The following is a 20,588-nucleotide window of genomic DNA, read 5'->3' on the forward strand; positions in this document are numbered from 1 at the left end:
GCTTATTTATGTTGAGTCGTTTCTTTATTCAAAGGCCTAAGTTTGCCCTTGTAATATCCATAATCTTAACGCTGGCGGGTGCGATTTCTCTCGCTATCTTGCCAGTGGCGGAATATCCAAAAATCAGCCCGCCTTCTGTTAGTGTTACCGCATTCTACACAGGTGCAAGTGCTGAAGTAGTAGAACAGGCGATAGCCGACCCCATAGAAACGTCGGTTAACGGCGTTGAAGATATGATCTACATGTCTTCTAAGAGTGCTAATGATGGTTCATATAACCTTAATGTGACCTTTGATGTTGGTACTGATCCAGATATGGCTCAGGTCAACGTTCAGAACCGAGTTGCTCAAATCGAATCAAAGCTTCCTCAAGAAGTTAGAATGGTGGGTGTTACCGTTAAAAAGCGTTCACCGGACCTTTTGATGGTATTGAACTTCTATTCGCCAAACGGTGAGTACGACGATCAATTCCTGATCAACTACGTTAACTTAAACATTAAAGACCAATTGGCACGTGTGTCAGGCATTAGTGAAGTTAATGTGTTGGGTGGTGGTGAATACGCAATGCGTGTTTGGTTAGATCCTGAGAAAATGGCTAATCTCAATATCACCACTTCAGACGTGAATCGCGCGTTGGCAGAGCAGAACGTTCAAGTTGCTGCAGGCCGTATTGGTGCTGCACCTTATAACAACGCTCAAGAAGTGCAGTTTAACTTGGTAACAAAAGGCCGACTAGAAACGGCTGATGAGTTTGAAAATGTTGTTCTTCGTGCAACTCAAGACGGTTCAACGGTTTATCTAAAAGACATTGCACGTGTTGAGCTTGGTAAAAAGTTCTACGATGGTAATGGTAAATACCGTGGTCAAGATGCGTCGATCGTAACGCTGTCACTTCAGTCAGACGCTAACGCACTGGAAAGTGGTAAAGCCGTAATGGCGATGCTCGACAACCTAAGCAAAAACTTCCCTGAAGGTGTCGCTTATGAAGCGAGTTACGACACGACAGTTTTCGTTGCTGAGTCGATCAAAGGGGTAGTAAAAACGCTGATCGAAGCGATCTTGCTGGTAATCGCAGTGACTTACCTGTTCTTGGGTAGTGCGCGTGCAACCTTGATTCCTGTCGTCGCGATTCCGGTATCTTTGATCGGTACGTTTGCCATCATGCAGATGACGGGCTTTACCATCAACACGGTAACCCTGTTCGGTCTGATATTGGCGATTGGTATTGTAGTAGATGATGCGATCTTGGTTATCGAGAACGTTGATACCACGATGGCCAAAGACCCAACGATTTCACCGCGTAAAGCGACGCTTATCGCGATGAAAGAAGTAACGGGTCCGATCATTACGTCTACCTTGGTTCTACTTGCGGTATTCATCCCTGTTGCGATGCTGCCAGGTATTACCGGCATCATGTATCGTCAGTTCGCCCTGACTATCTGTATCGCCGTTGTTATCTCTTCGATTAACGCACTAACGTTGTCACCAGCATTGTGTTCATTGGTTCTGAAGCAAGGCGGTGGTAACACAGCTCGTTGGTACCAAGCGTTTAACCGTGGCCTAGAATCCGTAACTAACAAATACGGTCAAATTGCTGGCTTCTTAGTTAAGAAAGGCGTTCTGCTGTTCACTTTCTTCGTTGTTGCTTTGGCTGCTGTTACTTACTTCGCGAAAACAACGTCTACGGCGTTCGTACCTCAAGAAGATAAAGGTATTTTGCTGGTTAACGTGCAGCTTCCTGACGCGGCATCACTGTCTCGTACAGAAGATGTGACTGAGCAATTACTAGAGATGGTTGAGCAAGAGCCGGGTGTTGATGGTGTAACACTGGTAAACGGCTACGCATTCATGACAGGTGCATCTGCATCGAATGGTGCGTCGATGTTCATCAAGCTTCACGATTGGGATACGCGTAACGCACTGGGCGGTCAACATTCAGCGCAGGCTATCTCACAGCGTATCAATGGGCGAGCAGCCACTGAACTGCCTCAGGCGATTGTTTTTGCTATGGGACCGCCAGCGGTACCGGGTATGGGTGCAGCGTCTGGTTTTGAGTTTGTGCTTGAAGATACATTAGGTCGTAGCCGTACTGACCTTGCGATGGTTATGAATGACGTGATTGCTGAGGCGACTAAACAGCCTGAGATTTCACACACATTCAGTACTTTCCGTGCGAACGTGCCTCACTACTATGTCGACATTGACCGTGAGAAAGCGCAGCAACTAGGTATTCCGCTGTCGGAAATCTTCCAAACACTACAAGGTAACCTGGGTTCGTTGTACGTGAACGACTTCACCATGTTTGGTAAGAACTTCCGCGTAACCATGCAAGCTGACAGTGATCACCGTAGCAGCATGGACGACCTACAACGATTCCACGTACGTTCGTCTAATGGTGAGATGATCCCGCTAAGTACGCTTGTTACTTACGACCAGATCTTCGAACCTGATGTAGCATGGCGTTACAACATGTACCGCAGTGCAGTGATCCAAGGCCAACCAGCACCGGGTTACTCTAGTGGTGATGCGATTGCGGCGATGGAACGTGTAGCTGCAGAAGTTCTGCCACAAGGTTACCAGTACGAATGGACTGGTATGGCTTACCAAGAGGTATTAGCGGGTAACCAAGCGATCTTCGCGTTCGCATTGGCACTGATCTTCATCTACTTGTTCATGGTGGCTCAATACGAGAGTTGGACCATACCGATTGCGATTATCTTAGTAGTACCGGTCGCAACCTTAGGTTCCTTCTTGGCGTTGAACCTAACAGGCACACCGTTGAACCTATATGCACAGATTGGTTTGGTTCTCTTAATAGCCTTGGCCGCGAAGAACGCAATCTTGATTGTGGAATTCGCGAAAGTTGAGCGTGAAGAGAAAGACGCACCAATCGAAGATGCGGCAGTGAAGGGCGGTACGCTACGTTTCCGTGCTGTAAACATGACGTCTTGGTCGTTCATCTTAGGTATCTTCCCGCTTATCTTCGCTGCGGGTGCTGGTCACGTGAGCCAGAACTCTCTGGGTATTTCACTGATTGGTGGTCTGCTATGTGTGTTACTAGCGGGTACGTTCCTAATCCCTGGCTTCTACGCATTCGTGCAGCGTAAGCGTGAGAAGGCACACGGTGGTAATACCAAACTGATTCCACTGGATGACGAATAGGATAAGTTAATTTCAAGGGAGGTGGCTTGCTTGCCAAAGTAAGCCACAAACGAATCCCTTGTGAAAATTAATCCCTTATAAAAACTGAGGCTTAGCATTGCGCTAAGCCTTTTTTTATTCCACTTGTGAATAAAAACGCTATTTATATAATCAAATGTTTATTATGTGATAGAGCTAACACTCTAAATTGGGTTTTGTAATAAAATGATGTTTTATTAGTAAGTGTATGTTTATTATAAAAATAGCAAGGTTCAGCTAACGGGTGTATGCTCGAAAACATTTGCACAATAGTGTGAAGTGTTTCAAAATTACGAAGTTATATTGAAATTTTTTGTGCATTGAGGTTCTTATGAAAGTCATTGATTTATTTAAACACCGAGGCGACAGCGTGTCTTCGCAACACTCAGAGTTTATGCAATGGATGTCTCCAGCTCTTAGAGATTACTGGGGTGACTTTCTTAATCGTACGCAAAATAGCCATTTCTTTGCGTGGGTTCGTGATCACCACAAACCTGCAGTAAATGAAGATGCACCAGAGATGCCTGTGGAGCAACCGATCGTATTAAAGCCTGAAGCACAGCTTGTGTTTGACGAGCTTAATCAGCAGATCGGTGAAGTCATCCATACTGGCGACTGGATCAATGTAAGTCAAGACCGTATTAACCAGTTCGGCCTTGTGACTGAAGACATGCAGTGGATCCACACTGAGCCTTCTAAGGCAGAAACAGACTCTCCGTTCAAAACAACCATCGCACATGGTTTTTTAACTTTGTCTCTGCTTCCTCGCCTTACTGACAGCGTTGATCCTGACAAGTCTCAATTTCCAACAGCGAAGATGGTTGTAAACATTGGTCTTAACCAAGTACGTTTCCCATACCCTGTGAAATCAGGCAGCAACGTTCGTGCTAAAAGTACGCTAACAAAAGTGACGCCAATTAAGAAAGGCCTAGAGATTGAGCGCGAAATACGCGTAGAAATCGAAGGTATTCGTCGTCCTGGCGCTGTTATCGTTTCGGTGATTCAACTTCACTTCTAAGTGATTTGTAAACAAGCGATTTATAAAGATTCAAAAAAAGAGAGAGCATAGTGCTCTCTCTTTTTGTTTCCATAAGATAAAACTCGCTCACTTATTTAATGCGAGTGTAGCCGTATTCTTCGATAAGATCTTGCCCTTGCTCTGACTTCACGAACTTGATGAAGTCTTTGCTTTCTTCAGAAACAGAATCTGTTTTGTGCAGCAATAAGAATGGGCGAGCTAGTTCATAGCTGTGGTTGGCAATGTTCTTAGATGTCGGCTCTACGCCTTCAAATGTGATTGCTTTAATCGAACGGTCGATAGAACCTACAGAGATAAAACCAATCGCGTGTGGGTTATGGTTAACAATCGTCTTTACCATGCTGTTGCTGTTTACAACCAAGTTATTTGGGTTGATGTCAGACACTAGACGGTCATTAATGATTTTCGTTAAACCCAGTAAGCTCTCGAAGCTGTAACGTGAACCAGAAGACGCTTCACGAGTCACAACCGCAATAGGCTGATCGGCACCACCTACGGCTTTCCAGTTGGTGATTTTGCCCTTGTAGATATCGAATAACTGTTCGCGAGTAACGTTACTTACACCGTTCGAACGGTTAGTTACGACCGCTAGGCCATCAAAAGCAATCGGGAACACTTTCAGTTTGTCGCTCTGTTCACGATCCGTTAAGTAGCGTGAGGTCATACCGATATCAGACACACCTTTATTAACCATGGTAATGCCTGCTGTAGAACCGATGCCCTGAACCGCAATGTAGTTATCAGGGTGAGTCTTGTTGTACTCCTCAGCTAATACATCCATCACTCGTGATACCGAAGTGGAGCCCGAAATATTGGTTTCTTGTGCAAAAGCAGCGTGAGAAGACAGGGCTAAGGATAAAAGAGAGGCAATCGCGACTCGTAACATAAACAACTCCTAGTTAATAACATTTGTCGCATATGATAGGTCGGTTATATGACACTTTTGTGAAATTCTATACGCTCGATGTATAGCTGCCGGGTTCGTTTTTGAAAGTAAGATAACTTTGGAGGAGAAGGATTCGTTTCTGGGAGCTGGGCGGGTATTTTGTTTTCGCTGGTTCGCTAAAATGTTCGTTGAGTCCTAAGCTAAGTAGAGGAATTCACTACTTAGAAGTTTCTATGAAGTTACAAGGGGTGTTATGTCCGTTATTCATATAGAACTGAATCGTCTTTTAATTGGAGCTGAGAGGCTCTGTACTTCTCGAAATAGCAATTTACCGGTCGAGCTAGGCAAATCCCTATATGAAGAGTATGAGGGCGGTGTGCTGTTTTCTCAGGCCCATTACCTGCTCGACTCATCTCATAGTGATTATACAAATGAGATAGCCTGCGTGACCTTTGATGAATCGTTATCTTGCTGGTTGGTGATGGTGCCGCTTGAAGACGATACCGAAACTGACTCCGTGAATTGGGCACCTTATCCCTACCTTCCTAAATCGAAGGATCTTGATGCTATTCTGGCTGAACTAGAAAAAGATCCTAAATCGTATTTTTGGTCATAACCGACCACTTCAACGTCGCTGGTGGCTGAACCTCATAGCGAGTGGCGCAACGCCAAAGCTTAACCACTTGCGCCTAACCAACTTGTTTCCCTACACTTTAGACGGGCGGTTTAATGCCTTGTTGTTGCGCTCGTGCGATTAACGAACGGAAGTCTTTTGGCGTTTTTCCGTGATAAGTTTTAAAGGCAGTACTGAAGTGAGCGGCACTTTTAAAGCCTGATTCATAAGCAATTTGAGTGATCGATTTATCCGATGTTCTTAATTGCGTAGCGGCGTGGGCAATTCGCTTGATCTTCAGTAGATTCGAAAACGACAGATCTTCAGCAGACAAACGACGTTTAAGCGTTGCTGGCGACATTCCCATGTAACTCGCGAGCGTGTCCAAAGAGATATTGTTTTCTATGTTTTGTTCAATGTAATGAATGACTTTTTGTGTCACGGTTAATCTCGAAGCTCGAGCTATGATGACCAAAAGAGCAGGGTATTGCTCTACCATCAGCGACAGCAAACTTAAGCCTAATTGAGTGAGTGCGTAGTCATTTTGAGAAGAAGAATTGGCGATCGACATGATGAGCTCTTTCAACTGGTAGATTTCAGTATCAGTTTGATTGAACTTGATGTATTTGTCTGGGATTCGAGTGGATTCTAGATCGCTGAATTGGTTGATGAACTTCTGAAAAATAGCCAAATCGAAATCTAAGCAGGTTGCGCTAAATTCGCCATTTTCAGTGTTAACCGTGATGTCTTTAATCTGACCAGAATTGTAAAGTGTGAAATCGCCCGCTTGTAACGAGGCTTCAGTGCCATTAGGTAGCACGAAAGAAATGCTGCCCTTCGATACCATGAATATACCGTTTTTAGAGGCAGGGTAGCGTTCTCGTTTCCTGGGAATGAAGTTTCTAAACTGAGTAACTGTGATTGATGACATAGTGCGCTTCTTTGACGTTGTAAATTGGTTGCTTATTGATTGTTTTTTTTAAGTATTGTTTAAGCATGAGACATTTACAAAAAAGGCGCTAATAATTAGCGCCTTTAGAAGTGAACCTTGAAGCTTTAAAGCTTTTGACCTTGAAGGGCCTAACCTTGCAAGCTGTAACCGTTATAGGTCTTAAGCTTCGGTTTCGTCTGTTGTTTCAGGCTCGCTAGGCAAGTCCGCAAATACTTGAGTCGGTTTAGCGACTAAGTTACGGTTTTCCTGATTAACTTCTGAGAGAACTACTTCTAAAACGTCTCCCAGTTTGTATACCATTTCTTTATCGATAGATACAGTGCCCATATCACTGTTGCACTCGATTCTCTCTTTATTATCAAGAATGAGAGAACCAGGGATAAATGCCGCAGCACCATTCTCTAGTAAACGAACACGCATACCCGCACGGTTAATGTCGAAGATCTCTGCTTGGAAGCGAGTTTCTTCTGTTGGAGCGTTCGCCAGAGTGCGAGCATATAACCAATCGCCAACATTACGCTCAGCCATACCGTGGTGACGGCGGTGTAGAGCAAGTTCATCACCAATGGTTTCATCTGGTGTTTGAATTGGCGCTTTACCTAGGATGTGCGCTTTAAGCATACGGTGGTTAATCATGTCGCCGTATTTACGGATTGGAGATGTCCAAGTCGCGTAAATGTCTAAACCCATTGCGTAGTGAGGCGCAGGCTCATTGCTGATCTCGCTGTACGCTTGGAATTTACGAATACGGTTGTCGTAGTAGCTGTTGTCTAACGAACCCAACCAACGACGCAGCGTTGCGAATCCTTCAAGAGAAACAATCTGTTCTTCAGTGAATGGTGTTTCCGCTTGCGGGTTCACCAGTTCAAGAACGTCAGCAACTTTCTCAGCTTTGAAACCAGAGTGGCAGTTAAACACACCTTGGTTGAAGCTCTCTTTTAACACTCGACCTGCACAGATGTTTGCGCTGATCATCGACTCTTCAACTAACTTGTTCGCGCTACGACGCATGTCAGCGTGAATAGCAACAACATCGTTATCTTCGCTAAGTTCAAAGCGGTAGTCAGGACGATCAGGGAACACAACAGCGTTTGCTGAGCGCCATGCTGAACGTGCTTGAGCGAATTGATGAAGGTCAGAAACAATCGCAGCGATCTCTTCTGATGGCTGCCACTTCTCTGAAGCACCCGTTTCTAGCCAGTCTGATACATTGTCGTAAGCAAGACGAGCGTGAGACTTGATGTTTGCAGCGAAGAAGTTGATGTCGTCGCCGATAACGCCATCTTTAGATACCGTTACTGTGCAGCATAGAGCAGGGCGAACTTCGTTCTCGATAAGTGAACACAAGTTGTCTGCAAGATCACGAGGCAACATTGGGATGTTACGACCCGGGAGGTAAATCGTGAAACCACGCTCACGAGCTACTTTATCCATAGCATCATCAGGAGAGATGTAAGCCGTAGGATCAGCAATCGCGATAGTCAGTTCAAAATCACCGTTTTCTTTCTTCTTCGCGTAAAGCGCATCATCCATATCTTTTGTGCTTTCACCATCGATGGTCACAAAAGGTACGTGCGTCATGTCTACACGTTCAAGATCGGCGTCATCATTGATCTGCCAGTTGTCGATGCCTGCAGGCTCGCTGTTTGGTAGGTCGTTCTGTGCCAGCGTTACCCACCAAGGTGCGATCTTGTCATCAGCGTCTGTGATTTTTTCAGAGATCTGAGCTAAGAAGCCGTTGTCACCTTTTAATGGGTGTTGAACGATGTGAGCAACAACCCAGTCACCTTCTTTAAGCGTTTCAGGGTTTAAACCCTTCATTGCTTTCGCTTTTAGTTGCAGCTTTTTCAGTTGCGGGTGATCAGGAACAACGTTCAAACGGCCTTTGAAAAGCTTCACTCGTGCAATAAAGCGAGTAAGACCTTGTTCAACCAATTCCTCTGGCTCTGCTACTTCGCGCTCTTTCTCGGTGCGAATGATGGCAATCACCTTGTCACCGTGAACACATTTCTTCATGTACGGAGGCGGGATAAAGAAGCTTGTTTTGCTATCAACTTCGAGAAAACCAAAGCCTTTTTCAGTGGCTTTGATAGTACCTTCCTTTTTAGGGAGGGTTTCTTGGATTTGCTGCTTGAGCTGAGCGAGTAGAGGATTATCTTGAAACATCTTACTTTTATCTAACGAGAACAATTGAGCACACTATAATCATTGCGAGGCCCGATTACTACTTAAAGCCGAAGTGAGCGTAAATTAATTGTCGGCTTATTTAACTAGGTCAATTTGGTGGATGTCCTTCGCTATGACGAGATATTCATCAAGTTTTGACGATATGATAGCCAGTATTGACATAAAACCGAAAAATATGTGATGTATTTCAATTTTTTCTGGCTTTTTTTATGCATTTAGGGAATAATCCGCCTCCCTTAGACGTCCCTAATGGCTTGAAGTGTTTTATTACTGCTTCGTAACTCTGAATGGAATCAGTATCTGATTGGATCAGTATTGGAATTGATAGAGCTCCCGGGACCTTTTGTTTACTTATATATAGTGGGATCCCAATGTCCGAATCTGTAATTCAATTTAATGAATTAGCCCTAAACGATAACATTCTTTCAGCTCTTGATAGCATGGGTTTCGTTTCTCCGACTCCAATCCAAGCAGCAGCTATTCCTCTTCTACTTGAAGGCCGTGACGCACTAGGTAAAGCACAGACTGGTACTGGTAAAACAGCAGCATTCTCTCTGCCTTTACTTAACAAAATCAACCTAAACCAACACAAACCACAAGCAATCATCATGGCTCCTACTCGTGAGCTAGCGATTCAAGTTGCTGCGGAAATCAAAAACCTTGGCCGTGATATCAAAGGTCTTAAGGTTATTGAAATCTACGGTGGTGCTTCAATCGTTGACCAAATGCGCGCTCTAAGCCGCGGTGCTCACATTGTTGTTGGTACTCCAGGTCGTGTTAAAGACTTACTAACTCGTGACCGTCTACACCTAGATGAAGCACACACATTTGTTCTTGATGAAGCAGATGAAATGCTAAAAATGGGCTTCGTAGATGACGTTACTTGGATCCTAGAGCAAGCTCCAGAAACTGCACAACGTGTACTTTTCTCTGCAACTATGCCTCCAATGGTTAAGACTATTGTTGACCGTTACCTACGTAACCCTGCAAAAGTTGACGTTGCTGGTACTAACCACACAGTTGACAAAGTAGCGCAGAACTTCTGGGTTGTTAAAGGCGTAGAAAAAGACGAAGCAATGTCTCGTCTTCTAGAAACTGAAGAAACTGACGCATCAATCGTATTCGTACGTACTCGTCAAGACACTGAGCGTCTAGCTGATTGGCTATCTGCACGTGGCTTCAAAGCTGCTGCACTGCACGGTGATATTCCTCAGTCTCTACGTGAGCGCACTGTTGATCACATCAAACAAGGTGTTATCGACATCCTAGTTGCAACTGACGTTGTAGCACGTGGTCTTGATGTTCCACGTATCACTCACGTATTCAACTACGACATCCCATTCGATGTTGAATCTTACATCCACCGTATCGGTCGTACTGGCCGTGCTGGACGTAAAGGTAAAGCGATCCTACTAGTTCGCACTAACCAAATTCGCATGCTTCGCACTATCGAGCGCGTAACTAAGTCATCTATGGAAGAAATCCAACTTCCTCTACGTGACCAAGTTGCTGCAGCACGTGTTGCTAAGCTTGGCGCTGAACTTGAAACAGAGAAAGAAAGCAAAGCTCTAGAAAACTTCGCAGGTCTTATCTCTACACTTCAAGAGTCTCTAGAAGTTGATGCTGCTACTCTAGCTGCAATGCTTCTTAAGCGTCAGCAAGGTAAGAGCCCACTATTCTATGTTGGCGAAGACCCAATGATCGCTGCTATTGAGCGTGACAAGAACCGTCGCAAAGAGCGTCGTGAAGACCGTGAAAATGGTCGTGGCGATCGCAACTTCAATACGCAAGATTGGGATACTTACCAACTACAAGTTGGCCGTGAGCAAGGCGTTCAGGTTAAAGACATCGTTGGCGCACTAGCAAACGAACTTGGCCTAACTAAAGGTTCAATCGGTGCTATCAAGCTAGACCAAGGTTCTACTTACGTTCAACTGCCAAAAGCAATGAACTCTGAAACTGCTGGTAAGCTAAGCAAACTACGTATTCGTCAAAAAGAAGCTGGCGCTGTTGTTGTTGATTTCAACGACTTCCGTGAGCCTCGTCGTGGTGGCGGCGGTCGTGATGGCAACCGTGGTCGTGGCGGTCGTGATGGCGGCGGCTACCGTGGTAACCGTGATGGTAACCGCGAAGGTGGCAACCGTGAAGGCGGTCGTGGTGGATACCGTGGCAACCGTGATGGTGCACGCGATGGTAACCGTGAAGGCGGCCGTGATGGCGAGCGTCGTTTCGACCGTAACCGTGGTGGCGATCACCGTGGTAACTACCGTGGTGAACGTGGCCATGGTAACGGCAATGGCGGCGGTAACCGTGGTCGTCGTCCAGAGCGTAACGAAGGTTAATCAACCTTTCGCTTAGACGCTTTAGTCTAGACACTGAATTTAAAAGCCGAGCGTAATGCTCGGCTTTTTTGTGCCTGCTCGTTTATCTTCCCGATCTTACTACTCACATTTGAAGCAAACTATCCAAACTCCGCGATTGACTGTCTTCGTCGGTATATAAACTAAAAATGAATAATCCGATTTCAAGACGACGTGAAGTGAGCATCAAGTGCCGTTAGCATGGCTGTATGACGTTGTAAGGCTATACTTAAATCGCGTGCTACAAGATTCAGCGAGATGTATGAAAGCCACTTAATGTGCCGTGTAGAAGGTTTATTGGAGTGGGGGGAGGTTTTGGCAGTCACAGGTGTTTAATGGGGGGAGTTTTACTATTTTCTCTCGTGAAATGAGCTTCCTGACCGAATCCGACAAATAGAGCAAATCAAGTTAAAAATAACGTTAGCATTCGTTTGCGGTACTCGTTTATCAATTTTCTTATTCAACTATTTTTTAATTTCGCTCTCGAAATAAATAAATTAATGACTAAGATCAACTTAATTGTGTTCATTTAGTGATTTTTTCAAAACAAAAGTTGAAAGATTCAAAAATTATTGAATAATGGGCTTAACTAAAATTGAAGTAAACACTTCATCCAATTCGTACTGAAACAGGATCCATATCCAATGTCTAATTCGTTTGTTCTGGTTATTAACTCGGGTAGTTCATCCCTAAAATTTGCTGTAATCGATTCTGTTTCTGGTGAAGCAGTATTAAGTGGCCTAGGGGAGTGTTTTGGTCTTGAAGATGCTCGCATGAGCTGGAAATTCCAAGGCGAGAAAACTGAAATTGCCATTCAAGGTGAAGATAACCACCACAAAATTGCCATTGGCAAATTGGTTGGCCTGATGGAAGACCTAGGCTTCACGGCAGATATCGTGGCAATCGGTCACCGTATCGTTCACGGTGGTGAGAAGTTCACTCAAACTGTTCGCATTACTGAAGAAGTAACGAACGAAATTGAAAGCCTGTCTGACCTAGCTCCACTTCATAACCCAGCAGGTGCTATCGGCATCCGTGCTGCGATTGAAGCTTTCCCTTCTCTACCTCAGTTCGCTGTATTTGATACTGCTTTCCACCAAACAATGCCTCAACGTGCATTCACTGGTGCAATCGCAAAAGAGCTATACACAGACTTCGGCGTACGTCGTTACGGTTTCCACGGTACTAGCCACTACTTCGTTAGCCGTGAAGCTGCGAAGATGGTTAACAAGCCAATCGAGAAATCGAGCTTCATCTCTGTTCACCTAGGTAACGGCGCATCTGTATGTGCTATCAAAGATGGTAACAGTGTTGATACTTCTATGGGCTTTACACCGCTTTCTGGCCTAATGATGGGCACACGTTGTGGTGACCTAGACCCAGGCATCATCGAGTACCTACTTAAGAAAGGTTGGTCACAAGAGCAAGTCTTCAACTCTCTTAACAAGGAGTCTGGCTTCCTAGGCGTGTCTGGTCTTACGAGCGATGCTCGTGGCATTTTAGAAGCAATGGAAGAGGGCCATGAAGGCGCTAAACTGGCTTTCGAAGTATTCACATACCGCGTAGCTAAATACGTTGCTTCTTACCTTGCAACGCTAGATTCTTTAGACGGCATCATCTTCACAGGCGGTATCGGTGAGAACTCTCTACCAATTCGTCGTGAGATCCTAAGCAACCTTAAGATTCTAGGTTTTGTTGAAGATGTAGCTGGTAACGAAGCAGCTCGCTTCGGTGCTGAAGGCATCATCGCGAAGTCTGAAATGCTAGACGCTGTAGCAATGGTTATCCCAACTAACGAAGAGTTCGTTATTGCTCAACAGTCGGTAGAGCTTCTGTAATCTAAGCAACGGCTTAAGTTATAAAAAACAATTGAAAAGCGAGCCTAAGTGGCTCGCTTTTTTGTGTCTGTTGTATTCAATTGAAAACTACTTAACTTCGTACCTTAGAAGCACTTCATTATCGAGAACAACATTCGTCGACCAGATAAAGCTTGCTCCGGCGCCACTGAATTTTTCAATGAAGTTCATGTATGCCTTTTTGTTGTTTACGCCAATATCGTCTTCTGAGTAGACAGATGCTTGAGGCCATGAAGCTGAATTAAACTCTTGGTTCATCCAATTACTTGGCGTTTCCCAGTGAGCGGCGTACGCATCTTGCCCGTGATCAGTGCCTTCGGTTGTGCAACTTTCAGAAAGACGTTTTCCGTCTACTTCACTCAAACAAGTTAGGTCGTAAATCGGTGCGGTATAGAATGTTTGAGCTTGCCAATCTGCGCTTGTAACGGTTCCATCACTAAAGCTCGCGATAAAACCACCATCACCCGCATGATAAGCTTTACCGCGGTTGTCTTCTGTACCTAGGCCTAGGTTTTCTTCCCAATCAATCACCTTTACTGCAATCGTGTAGGGCTTGTTAACTTTGAACTTAACAAGGTTTGAGTTAAATGGCGTAAAAGGAACCGTATCGACTGCGACTAGCGTGCCGTTGATGTACAGTTCAAAATAGTTATCGGCAAAAATATAGCCTGTCACTTCTTCGCCGTCAGGATCAATTTCGACTACCGGAACCAAAGTTTGATCGACATCCGCTAGGCTGCTTGGTGTGGTGTTTGAACACTCTTCATAAAGATCGAAGGCTTTTGGACCGCTCGCAAAGCTGTTTTTGGCAGGAACTGTCCAAACCTTTCCGTCAGAGTCTGTAATTTCCCCAACACCGGCGACTCGGCTGCGTCCGTTGTTACATTCAAATAGATTCGACTCAACGGTAGTGGCTCTGCCTTGAGTAATGCTTGCTGAGCCTTGGTAATCGTTGATGTTGCTGACAGACGGTGTGTCTGATGATGGTGAGCACCCTGCCACGAGTAATGCGATAGATGAAATGGCAAGAGCCTGATGTTTTGTGTTGATCATTGATAGAGAGCCAATGTGGAATGATGTAAATAAGCGTGGTTCAAAATGAGCCAAGTGCAAGTAAGTTAAGCTAAATACAATTAAACTAAGCAGAAGCTAGATCACCTGCTGGGCTACCATGCTTATTCCTGAATGGGGCTTATAATAACGGCAAGAATGTAAACAAGCGTAAAGCTGAGTAATAAATGGTAAAACAGCGTTTGCTTGGATAATGGCACCAGCTTGCGCTGTGTTCGTAAAAATAACCCCCACGAATCAGTCTCTGGTTGTGATTGAGATAGTATTTTGCTACAAAACGCGCATAATCTCGCTATACAACATTTAAAGAAGAAATTACCTATGACTACCTTTCAATACTACTTTCACCAACTGCCTTGCTTCGATTGTAAAAAGACATCTGTAAGTACTGATCTTGGTTGGTTAACGCCTGCGATGAAAGAGGCTGCTGTAGCACAAGTAACTGCGACGCTTGCTCAAGGTGAAGTTACGCCAGATCTTTCAGCGGACGTAGTTTGTACGAAAGAAGAAGCTCGCGAATACTTGCTGCTGAACTTCTTTGGTTATTCAGAAGAAGAGCTAGAAAGCGGGATCGAAGCGGATGATGAGAAAGAAGTCGCTGATGAAATCGCAGAACTACTAGAAGAAGGTAAAGACACGATCACCTTCGAACATGAAATTGCGCTTCAGTGCTGTGCTGACTGTGATGTTGAAGACGAGTCAAACTAAGCACTCGTATTAGACGATACATCCATCGATAGGGTGTAATCTTCAAATGATTAAAGGCGTTAGTGGATTAAAGTTCACTAAAAGCCTTTTTTATCTTTAGGTCGTTAAGACTTTTGAGTTTCTATAATGCCTTGCTCGCTCAGTTGAGAAAGGATCTCTGCGGTTTTCTCGCGGAACAGATCTCTTAATAGGCGAACGGTCGGAGTGATGGATTGACGGCTGGGACACACTAACCACAGTTCAGTTGAGGTTGGCTTGAACTCGGGCATGATTTTAACCACTTCGCCAGAGAGCAGATGGCTCGACATATCTAAACAAGACTTTATCGCCACGCCTTTCCCTGCCACACACCAGCGCCTAACAAGGTCAGCATCATTTGAGGCGCGATTCCCTTTTAGTTTCACTTTATGATCTTGTTTACCGTCATTAAACACCCATTCGTCTTGCAACATATCATGCAGCTGATACAGCAGACCATTGTGATCAGCTAGGTCGCTTGGCTGGTTTGGTGTTCCCATCTCGGCCAAGTATGCAGGCGCTGCACACAATATTCTTGGCACATCGCAGATCTTAAAGCCGTACATGTTGGCATCATTCGGAGAACCATAACGCAAAGCCATGTCTACAGAATCACGGTAGAAATCGATGTTGCTGTCACTGATGCTGGTGCGAAGTGTAGCCTTTGGGTATTCAAGCAGAAATTCATCAAGCCAAGGTGTAATGAGGTTACGTCCTAAATCCGAAGAAAGCGCGATGCGGATTTCTCCGTCTAAGATACCAAGCTCTTCACGCATGTTGAGTTTGGCTTGCTCTAACATCTTCAAGGCTTGCTCACACTCAGGTAAATAGCGCTCGCCTGCAGAGGAAAGCCGTAAATGACGAGTGGTTCTTACAAACAGTTCAGCACCCAGTGCGGCTTCAACACGTTTGACGGCAGCACTCGCGGTTGCGGTACGCATGTCTAGGTTGGTGGCTGCTGCGGTGATACTACGAAACTCCGCCACCTTTAAAATGACCTGCAAGTCTTCAAGAAGCATATTATCTACCTGTGTTTGATAATGTTCTAAACATTGTATTGAGATTTTTGCTAATCATAAAGTGGGTTGATCCCAATTCATCTCTTTTAAGCTAGCTTTATATGCGCAATTGCCAAAATATATTTGAGAATCATTCAAATATTAGGCTGTTTTTCGCTGATTTTTACCCATGTACTATCTCTATCAAGCCGAACAAAAGGGGATAACAACATGACTAAGAAAATCACAATTGGCGTAACAGATTTGTCGTTTCACCGAACCACTGCATCATTGGTTACCAATGTATTAAACGCAATGGGCTTCGAGGTGGAGCGTGTTTTTTCTCCTCATCAAGAAAATTTCGAAAAGCTAAAAGCGGGTGAAGTAGACATGCTTTCTTCGGCTTGGTTGCCATCAAGCCACGGTATCTACAAAGCGGACGTTGAGGAAGTTGAGCCACTTATTGAACTTGGCCTTCACTATGAACCTTATGCGTTGTGGGGCGTGCCTGATTATGTCCCTGAAGAAGCTGTTTCTGAGGTCGCTGATCTATTAAAGCCTGAAGTTATCGAGAAAATGAACTCTACCATTCAGGGTATTAACCCCGGTGCAGGCATCACACGCTTCTCTATTCAGATGATGAAAGAGTACGGCCTGAACGATGCGGGTTACGAGTTTTTCCCTGGTAGTGAAGACGACTGTTTTGATGCCTTTGAAAGCGCGGTAGCGAACAAGGAGTGGGTTGTTGTACCGCTGTGGAAACCTCAATTCTTGCACTATCGCTATGACATTCGAGAGATCAAAGAGCCAAAAGGCTTACTCGGTATTGTGGATAGAGCAGTACTTCTTTTAAGAGACGACAAGAAGCATTTGTTTAGCGAACAACAGATCCAGACGTTAGATTCATTGCGATTCTCAAACGATATTATCGCAGAGCTAGATTATAAAGTTTGCCGTGAAGGTAAGCCGCAAGATGAAGTAACGCGTGACTGGTTGATTGAGCAAGATCTAATTTAATCTCTATGCCTCTATGCCTCTATGCCTCTATGCCTCTATGCAGCACCTAACAGAGTTACTTGTTCGTGTTGCTCAATCAGTAGCAACACGATTATCAAAAAATAATTGAATATGATTCAAACATTAGGCGGTTTATCTAAATTGAGAGTCAACTAAGATTAAGTCGTCTAATTCAAGGAGAAAGCACAATGTCAGTACCATCGAAAATGAAAGCTATCGGATTTACTCAGTCACTTGCGATTGCAGAGCAAAACAGTCTAGTTGAGTTTGAAACGAATCTTCCAGAACTAAAAGAACATGATCTGCTTGTGAAAGTGAGCGCGACCTCTATCAATCCAGCAGACGCAAAAATTCGAATTCGCAGTGCTCAAGATAAAACACTTGAGCAACCAAAAGTCCTTGGTTATGACGCGGTTGGTGAAGTTGTCGGTAAAGGTACAGACGTTGAAGGGTTCGAACTAGGCGACCGCGTTTACTATGCAGGTGACGTAACTCGCATGGGTGCTAATGCAGAATACCAAGCCGTTGACTACCGTATTACGGCGAAAGCACCAAAGAGCCTTTCTGATGAAGCTGCTGCAGTTATGCCACTGGCAACACTTACTGCGTGGGAAGCGTTGTTTGATCGCCTACGTGTGCGTCCAGAAGAGAAAAAATCCATTTTGATCATTGGTGGTGCTGGTGGTGTCGGTTCAATCACAATTCAATTGGCGAGCCAACTGACTAACCTGACTGTTATTGCGACTGCTTCAAGACCTGAAACTGAACAGTGGGTAAGGGATATGGGTGCAGACCATGTCGTAAATCACCGTAACTTGGTTGAGTCTGTACGAGAGCAAGGCATTCAGCATGTCGACTACATCTTCAATGTTGCCGATACCAAAGGGCACTGGGAATCAATGGTCGAGCTTATTGCACCACAAGGCATGATCAGTTCTATTGTTGAGTTCGACGGCGGAATAGATCTGTCGGCGCTGCAAGGCAAGTCTGCAGGCTTTGTGTGGGAGTTGATGTTTACACGTTCACTGTTCAACACTGACGATATTCAGAAACAACAAGATATCCTGTTCCAAGCAGCGAACCTGATTGATGCTGGCCGTATCAAATCTACGCTTACCACCACATTGAATGGCTTTAGCGTTGAGACACTGAAAGATGCGCACCAACGTATTGAAAGCAGCGCGTCGATTGGTAAAACAGCTATCAAATATTAATTGTTAATGATTTAGATCTTTGACGGTTTGAATCGTTGATCTTTTGAATAGCTCGAACGCTGGATTAGAAAGCCCCTGATACTTATCGTGAATCGGTAAGGTATCAGGGGCTTTTGTTCGTCTGTAGTTTACTTCGGGTCTTACTCAGAGCTTTACTCAGTTTCTTGAAGCGTTTTGAATTGAATCTGAATTAAATTTAACTCGAAGGGCAGAGCCTGTTTATCTGCAATTAAAAAGCCGATCTTTTTAATGTCTTGAGCTTTGAGTTCTGGTGCTCCGCTGAGCAATCGACCTCTGAACACGGCTTGAAAGTCCGTTAGTTGGAAGACTTTCCTAAGTTGCTCGCCTTTGATTGTCTCAAAGTTGTGCTTGTAGTTGGTTCGATAACCGTCTTTCCATGTGGTTAACCTTAATTGGTAAGTACGCCCATCACCCACAAACATCAGTTCTACGTTGCCTACTTCAGATCTTAGTGATTCAACAGAGCGGTTGATTGAGCTAAAGCCACCGTTATTCTCTAACGATAACTCTCCCTTGAACTGACTCATACCACCGTCATAAACAAACCCACCGGTTGAGATTCCGCCCATCACGTTGTCGTTAGTCGCTGTCCAATTCTTATGTTCGTTCGCTTGTGTGAAATCAATCATCTCTGTTCCTGCTGTTGACCCTTTAGACCATAAAAAAGAAAGGCTGAGCATTAGCCATAAAGGAGCGACTCGTTTACGTAATGAAGATTCCTTAAAAGCAGATTCGTTCATGATTTTCTCCGATAGCCGATAGCCGATAGCCGATAGCCGATAGCCGATAGTAGTGATGAGTCTGTTCGCGTTTTATGGAGAAGGTTCAGTGGCGAGCATACCTAAACAATGTTCGATAAATTCAGAGTAGTTTGAAGCATTGTCGTACTCAATTTTCAACGAGCCATGGAACATCAGAGTCACAGTGACGTCTTTATAGCTTAGCCAACAGGTGTAACCATCGTAATCATGCCAGGCCGTCATTTCGCCAATTTGATATTTGTTGTCCCGTTGCTCACCGGAAGAGCGAATAAACTCAAACACTCTGAGAAACTCAATAATGGTGATTCTATTGTCCATGTGTTGCTCCCGCTGCGTCATCTTTTAACATAGGCTGAATTTTGGTATCTAAACTAACTACGGCTTAATTTTATATCCTTACGGCTTGGCTCTATGCCCCGATCACTGAAAGGGTCTTATCTTCTCGATAAACCGCTGTTTTCTAATATTTTCATCGTCATTCCATACATCTGTTCAATCCTGAGCAAAACGGGCGTAACAAACTCGAATAATGATGTTAACCCTCAAAATAAAGACGAGCTTAATTTGCGGTTATGGTGGTTAATTAAAATTAGAGTCGATAGGATAAATAGCATCGGAGTCGGGTTATTGGCTGAAATGGAATCTACAGAAAGTGCGTGTCAACATGATAGAAAAACTGAAAAAGGAATGGTTTCTGGTAGGGATGGTGGTGGCCATGGCCGTTGCTGTTTTTACGCCAGATTGGGGTAAATCAGGTGGGGTACTTCATCTCGATACGGTGACTGTTCTCGGCATTGCTTTGGTGTTTTTCTTACACGGTTTGGGTTTGTCACCAAAAGCCATTCTTGAGGGGCTTTCAAATTGGAAGCTGCACGTTTTTGTACAAAGTGCGACCTTCTTAGTTTACCCACTGCTTTGGGTGATATTCGGGAAAGGGTTTGTCGCTTATATGCCAGCAGCTCTGGCTTTTGGTTTTTGCTATCTTTTTGTTTTGCCTAGTACGATTTCGTCTTCGGTCGCGATGACGGTGATTGGAAAAGGAAACCTACCGGGTGCGATATTCAATGCATCACTTTCTAGTATCTTAGGTGTATTCATTACGCCGCTTCTGATTCAGCTCTTTATGGGTTTGGAAGGTGCAGAGCTAAACCTGATGGAGTCGGTGATCTCTATATCTAAAATGCTGCTATTGCCAATGATTGTAGGCCAGGTGATGCGCCCATTACTTTTTGAATGGACTCAGAAACACAAGTCAGTGGTCAACAAATTAGACAAATACGTGATACTTCTGATTGTTTACAGTGCTTTCTGTGACTCCATTGAACACGGTATTTGGAGCGACTTCTCACCAATGCTGTTGCTGGTGTCTGCGGTGATTTGTTTAGTGGTATTGATGGTGATGGTACACGGCATTCAATGGAGTGCCCGAAAGGTTGGATTCAATCATCAAGATGAAGTGGCGGCAGTATTCTGTGGTACCAAGAAGACTTTAGCGGCAGGTATTCCTATGGCTAAGGTTATCTTTGCTCACAACCCTAATCTGGGGATGATATTACTGCCAATCATGCTCTATCACCCGATTCAGATCTTTTACTGTGCAGTGCTAGCCAACCGTTACGCCAAGGTTGATACACAATCGAGTTAAACTTGTTTGTTGTTACAAGTACAACAGAAAAACGCCTTTCACTTCGCTGTGAAAGGCGTTTGT

At 44.5% G+C, this 20,588-nt stretch carries 16 protein-coding genes; 9 read left to right on the plus strand and 7 right to left on the minus strand.

Annotated features, from left to right (window positions below; all coding sequences use genetic code 11):
• Positions 1-8 precede the first annotated feature (8 nt).
• A complete protein-coding gene (locus OCV12_RS19810) occupies positions 9-3,161 on the plus strand; it encodes an efflux RND transporter permease subunit (protein ID WP_261886998.1) in 3,153 nt (1,050 codons plus the stop codon).
• Positions 3,162-3,510: 349 nt separating this feature from the next.
• Entirely contained in the window at positions 3,511-4,197 is a 687-nt protein-coding gene (locus tag OCV12_RS19815) for a MaoC family dehydratase (RefSeq protein WP_123300660.1), read from the plus strand.
• Between the two features lie 91 nt (positions 4,198-4,288).
• On the opposite strand, the gene OCV12_RS19820 is transcribed toward OCV12_RS19815, so the two are convergent.
• Complete coding sequence (locus tag OCV12_RS19820; protein WP_261886999.1) at positions 4,289-5,104, minus strand: phosphate ABC transporter substrate-binding protein; 816 nt, start codon at positions 5,102-5,104, stop codon at positions 4,289-4,291.
• Between the two features lie 253 nt (positions 5,105-5,357).
• On the opposite strand from OCV12_RS19820, the gene OCV12_RS19825 reads away from it, so the two are divergent.
• Positions 5,358-5,720 (plus strand): DUF3024 domain-containing protein, encoded by a 363-nt coding sequence (locus OCV12_RS19825; RefSeq protein ID WP_261887000.1) that lies wholly within the window; start codon positions 5,358-5,360, stop codon positions 5,718-5,720.
• 97 nt (positions 5,721-5,817) lie between these two features.
• Here OCV12_RS19825 and OCV12_RS19830 read toward each other — a convergent pair whose 3' ends face one another.
• Positions 5,818-6,648, minus strand: coding sequence for a helix-turn-helix domain-containing protein (locus OCV12_RS19830; protein ID WP_261887001.1), 831 nt, complete (start codon positions 6,646-6,648; stop codon positions 5,818-5,820).
• A 180-nt stretch (positions 6,649-6,828) separates the two neighbouring features.
• A complete protein-coding gene (rnb, locus tag OCV12_RS19835) occupies positions 6,829-8,835 on the minus strand; it encodes an exoribonuclease II (RefSeq protein WP_261887002.1) in 2,007 nt (668 codons plus the stop codon).
• A 308-nt stretch (positions 8,836-9,143) separates the two neighbouring features.
• Between rnb and OCV12_RS19840 the strand changes: the two genes are divergently transcribed.
• Together OCV12_RS19840 and OCV12_RS19845 are read left to right on the plus strand one after the other, a co-directional pair.
• Complete coding sequence (locus OCV12_RS19840; protein WP_128644454.1) at positions 9,144-11,198, plus strand: DEAD/DEAH box helicase; 2,055 nt, start codon at positions 9,144-9,146, stop codon at positions 11,196-11,198.
• Between the two features lie 662 nt (positions 11,199-11,860).
• Positions 11,861-13,054, plus strand: a complete 1,194-nt coding sequence (locus OCV12_RS19845; RefSeq protein ID WP_261887003.1) for an acetate/propionate family kinase — start codon at positions 11,861-11,863, stop codon at positions 13,052-13,054.
• Positions 13,055-13,141: 87 nt separating this feature from the next.
• Here OCV12_RS19845 and OCV12_RS19850 read toward each other — a convergent pair whose 3' ends face one another.
• Complete coding sequence (locus OCV12_RS19850; RefSeq protein WP_261887004.1) at positions 13,142-14,125, minus strand: hypothetical protein; 984 nt, start codon at positions 14,123-14,125, stop codon at positions 13,142-13,144.
• Between the two features lie 339 nt (positions 14,126-14,464).
• On the opposite strand from OCV12_RS19850, the gene OCV12_RS19855 reads away from it, so the two are divergent.
• The gene (locus OCV12_RS19855) at positions 14,465-14,851 is read left to right on the plus strand and encodes a hypothetical protein (protein ID WP_261887005.1); all 387 of its coding nucleotides are present in this window, start codon (positions 14,465-14,467) and stop codon (positions 14,849-14,851) included.
• A 104-nt stretch (positions 14,852-14,955) separates the two neighbouring features.
• Here the strand turns inward: OCV12_RS19855 and OCV12_RS19860 are convergent, their stop codons facing one another.
• On the minus strand, positions 14,956-15,888 hold the full coding sequence (locus OCV12_RS19860; RefSeq protein WP_261887006.1) for a LysR family transcriptional regulator: 933 nt from the start codon (positions 15,886-15,888) through the stop codon (positions 14,956-14,958).
• 210 nt (positions 15,889-16,098) lie between these two features.
• Between OCV12_RS19860 and OCV12_RS19865 the strand changes: the two genes are divergently transcribed.
• Both OCV12_RS19865 and OCV12_RS19870 read left to right on the plus strand, forming a co-directional pair.
• Positions 16,099-16,884, plus strand: a complete 786-nt coding sequence (locus OCV12_RS19865) for a glycine betaine ABC transporter substrate-binding protein (RefSeq protein ID WP_261887007.1) — start codon at positions 16,099-16,101, stop codon at positions 16,882-16,884.
• 188 nt (positions 16,885-17,072) lie between these two features.
• Positions 17,073-18,098 (plus strand): zinc-binding alcohol dehydrogenase family protein, encoded by a 1,026-nt coding sequence (locus tag OCV12_RS19870; RefSeq protein ID WP_102433988.1) that lies wholly within the window; start codon positions 17,073-17,075, stop codon positions 18,096-18,098.
• 152 nt (positions 18,099-18,250) lie between these two features.
• Here the strand turns inward: OCV12_RS19870 and OCV12_RS19875 are convergent, their stop codons facing one another.
• Both OCV12_RS19875 and OCV12_RS19880 read right to left on the minus strand, forming a co-directional pair.
• Complete coding sequence (locus OCV12_RS19875) at positions 18,251-18,859, minus strand: CIA30 family protein (protein WP_261887008.1); 609 nt, start codon at positions 18,857-18,859, stop codon at positions 18,251-18,253.
• A gap of 72 nt (positions 18,860-18,931) precedes the next feature.
• On the minus strand, positions 18,932-19,198 hold the full coding sequence (locus OCV12_RS19880; RefSeq protein ID WP_261887009.1) for a DUF3081 domain-containing protein: 267 nt from the start codon (positions 19,196-19,198) through the stop codon (positions 18,932-18,934).
• Between the two features lie 385 nt (positions 19,199-19,583).
• Here OCV12_RS19880 and OCV12_RS19885 point away from each other — a divergent pair, with 385 nt between their 5' ends.
• Positions 19,584-20,525: a bile acid:sodium symporter family protein gene (locus OCV12_RS19885; RefSeq protein ID WP_261887151.1), complete on the plus strand. Its 942-nt coding sequence runs from the start codon at positions 19,584-19,586 to the stop codon at positions 20,523-20,525.
• Positions 20,526-20,588 lie beyond the last annotated feature (63 nt).

It is taken from the genome of Vibrio pomeroyi (genome assembly GCF_024347595.1).
GTDB lineage: Bacteria > Pseudomonadota > Gammaproteobacteria > Enterobacterales > Vibrionaceae > Vibrio > Vibrio pomeroyi.

Excerpts from the sequence above, each read along its gene's own strand:
- OCV12_RS19840 (WP_128644454.1), top strand. The coding sequence starts at position 9,144 with ATGGAATCAGTATCTGATTGGATCAGTATTGGAATTGATAGAGCTCCC.
- OCV12_RS19855 (WP_261887005.1), top strand. The coding sequence starts at position 14,465 with ATGACTACCTTTCAATACTACTTTCACCAACTGCCTTGCTTCGATTGT.
- OCV12_RS19845 (WP_261887003.1), top strand. The coding sequence starts at position 11,861 with ATGTCTAATTCGTTTGTTCTGGTTATTAACTCGGGTAGTTCATCCCTA.
- OCV12_RS19875 (WP_261887008.1), bottom strand. The coding sequence starts at position 18,859 with ATGAACGAATCTGCTTTTAAGGAATCTTCATTACGTAAACGAGTCGCT.
- OCV12_RS19815 (WP_123300660.1), top strand. The coding sequence starts at position 3,511 with ATGAAAGTCATTGATTTATTTAAACACCGAGGCGACAGCGTGTCTTCG.
- rnb (WP_261887002.1), bottom strand. The coding sequence starts at position 8,835 with ATGTTTCAAGATAATCCTCTACTCGCTCAGCTCAAGCAGCAAATCCAA.
- OCV12_RS19885 (WP_261887151.1), top strand. The coding sequence starts at position 19,584 with ATGGTGGTGGCCATGGCCGTTGCTGTTTTTACGCCAGATTGGGGTAAA.
- OCV12_RS19865 (WP_261887007.1), top strand. The coding sequence starts at position 16,099 with ATGACTAAGAAAATCACAATTGGCGTAACAGATTTGTCGTTTCACCGA.
- OCV12_RS19820 (WP_261886999.1), bottom strand. The coding sequence starts at position 5,104 with ATGTTACGAGTCGCGATTGCCTCTCTTTTATCCTTAGCCCTGTCTTCT.
- OCV12_RS19830 (WP_261887001.1), bottom strand. The coding sequence starts at position 6,648 with ATGTCATCAATCACAGTTACTCAGTTTAGAAACTTCATTCCCAGGAAA.
- OCV12_RS19870 (WP_102433988.1), top strand. The coding sequence starts at position 17,073 with ATGTCAGTACCATCGAAAATGAAAGCTATCGGATTTACTCAGTCACTT.
- OCV12_RS19880 (WP_261887009.1), bottom strand. The coding sequence starts at position 19,198 with ATGGACAATAGAATCACCATTATTGAGTTTCTCAGAGTGTTTGAGTTT.
- OCV12_RS19860 (WP_261887006.1), bottom strand. The coding sequence starts at position 15,888 with ATGCTTCTTGAAGACTTGCAGGTCATTTTAAAGGTGGCGGAGTTTCGT.
- OCV12_RS19850 (WP_261887004.1), bottom strand. The coding sequence starts at position 14,125 with ATGATCAACACAAAACATCAGGCTCTTGCCATTTCATCTATCGCATTA.
- OCV12_RS19810 (WP_261886998.1), top strand. The coding sequence starts at position 9 with ATGTTGAGTCGTTTCTTTATTCAAAGGCCTAAGTTTGCCCTTGTAATA.
- OCV12_RS19825 (WP_261887000.1), top strand. The coding sequence starts at position 5,358 with ATGTCCGTTATTCATATAGAACTGAATCGTCTTTTAATTGGAGCTGAG.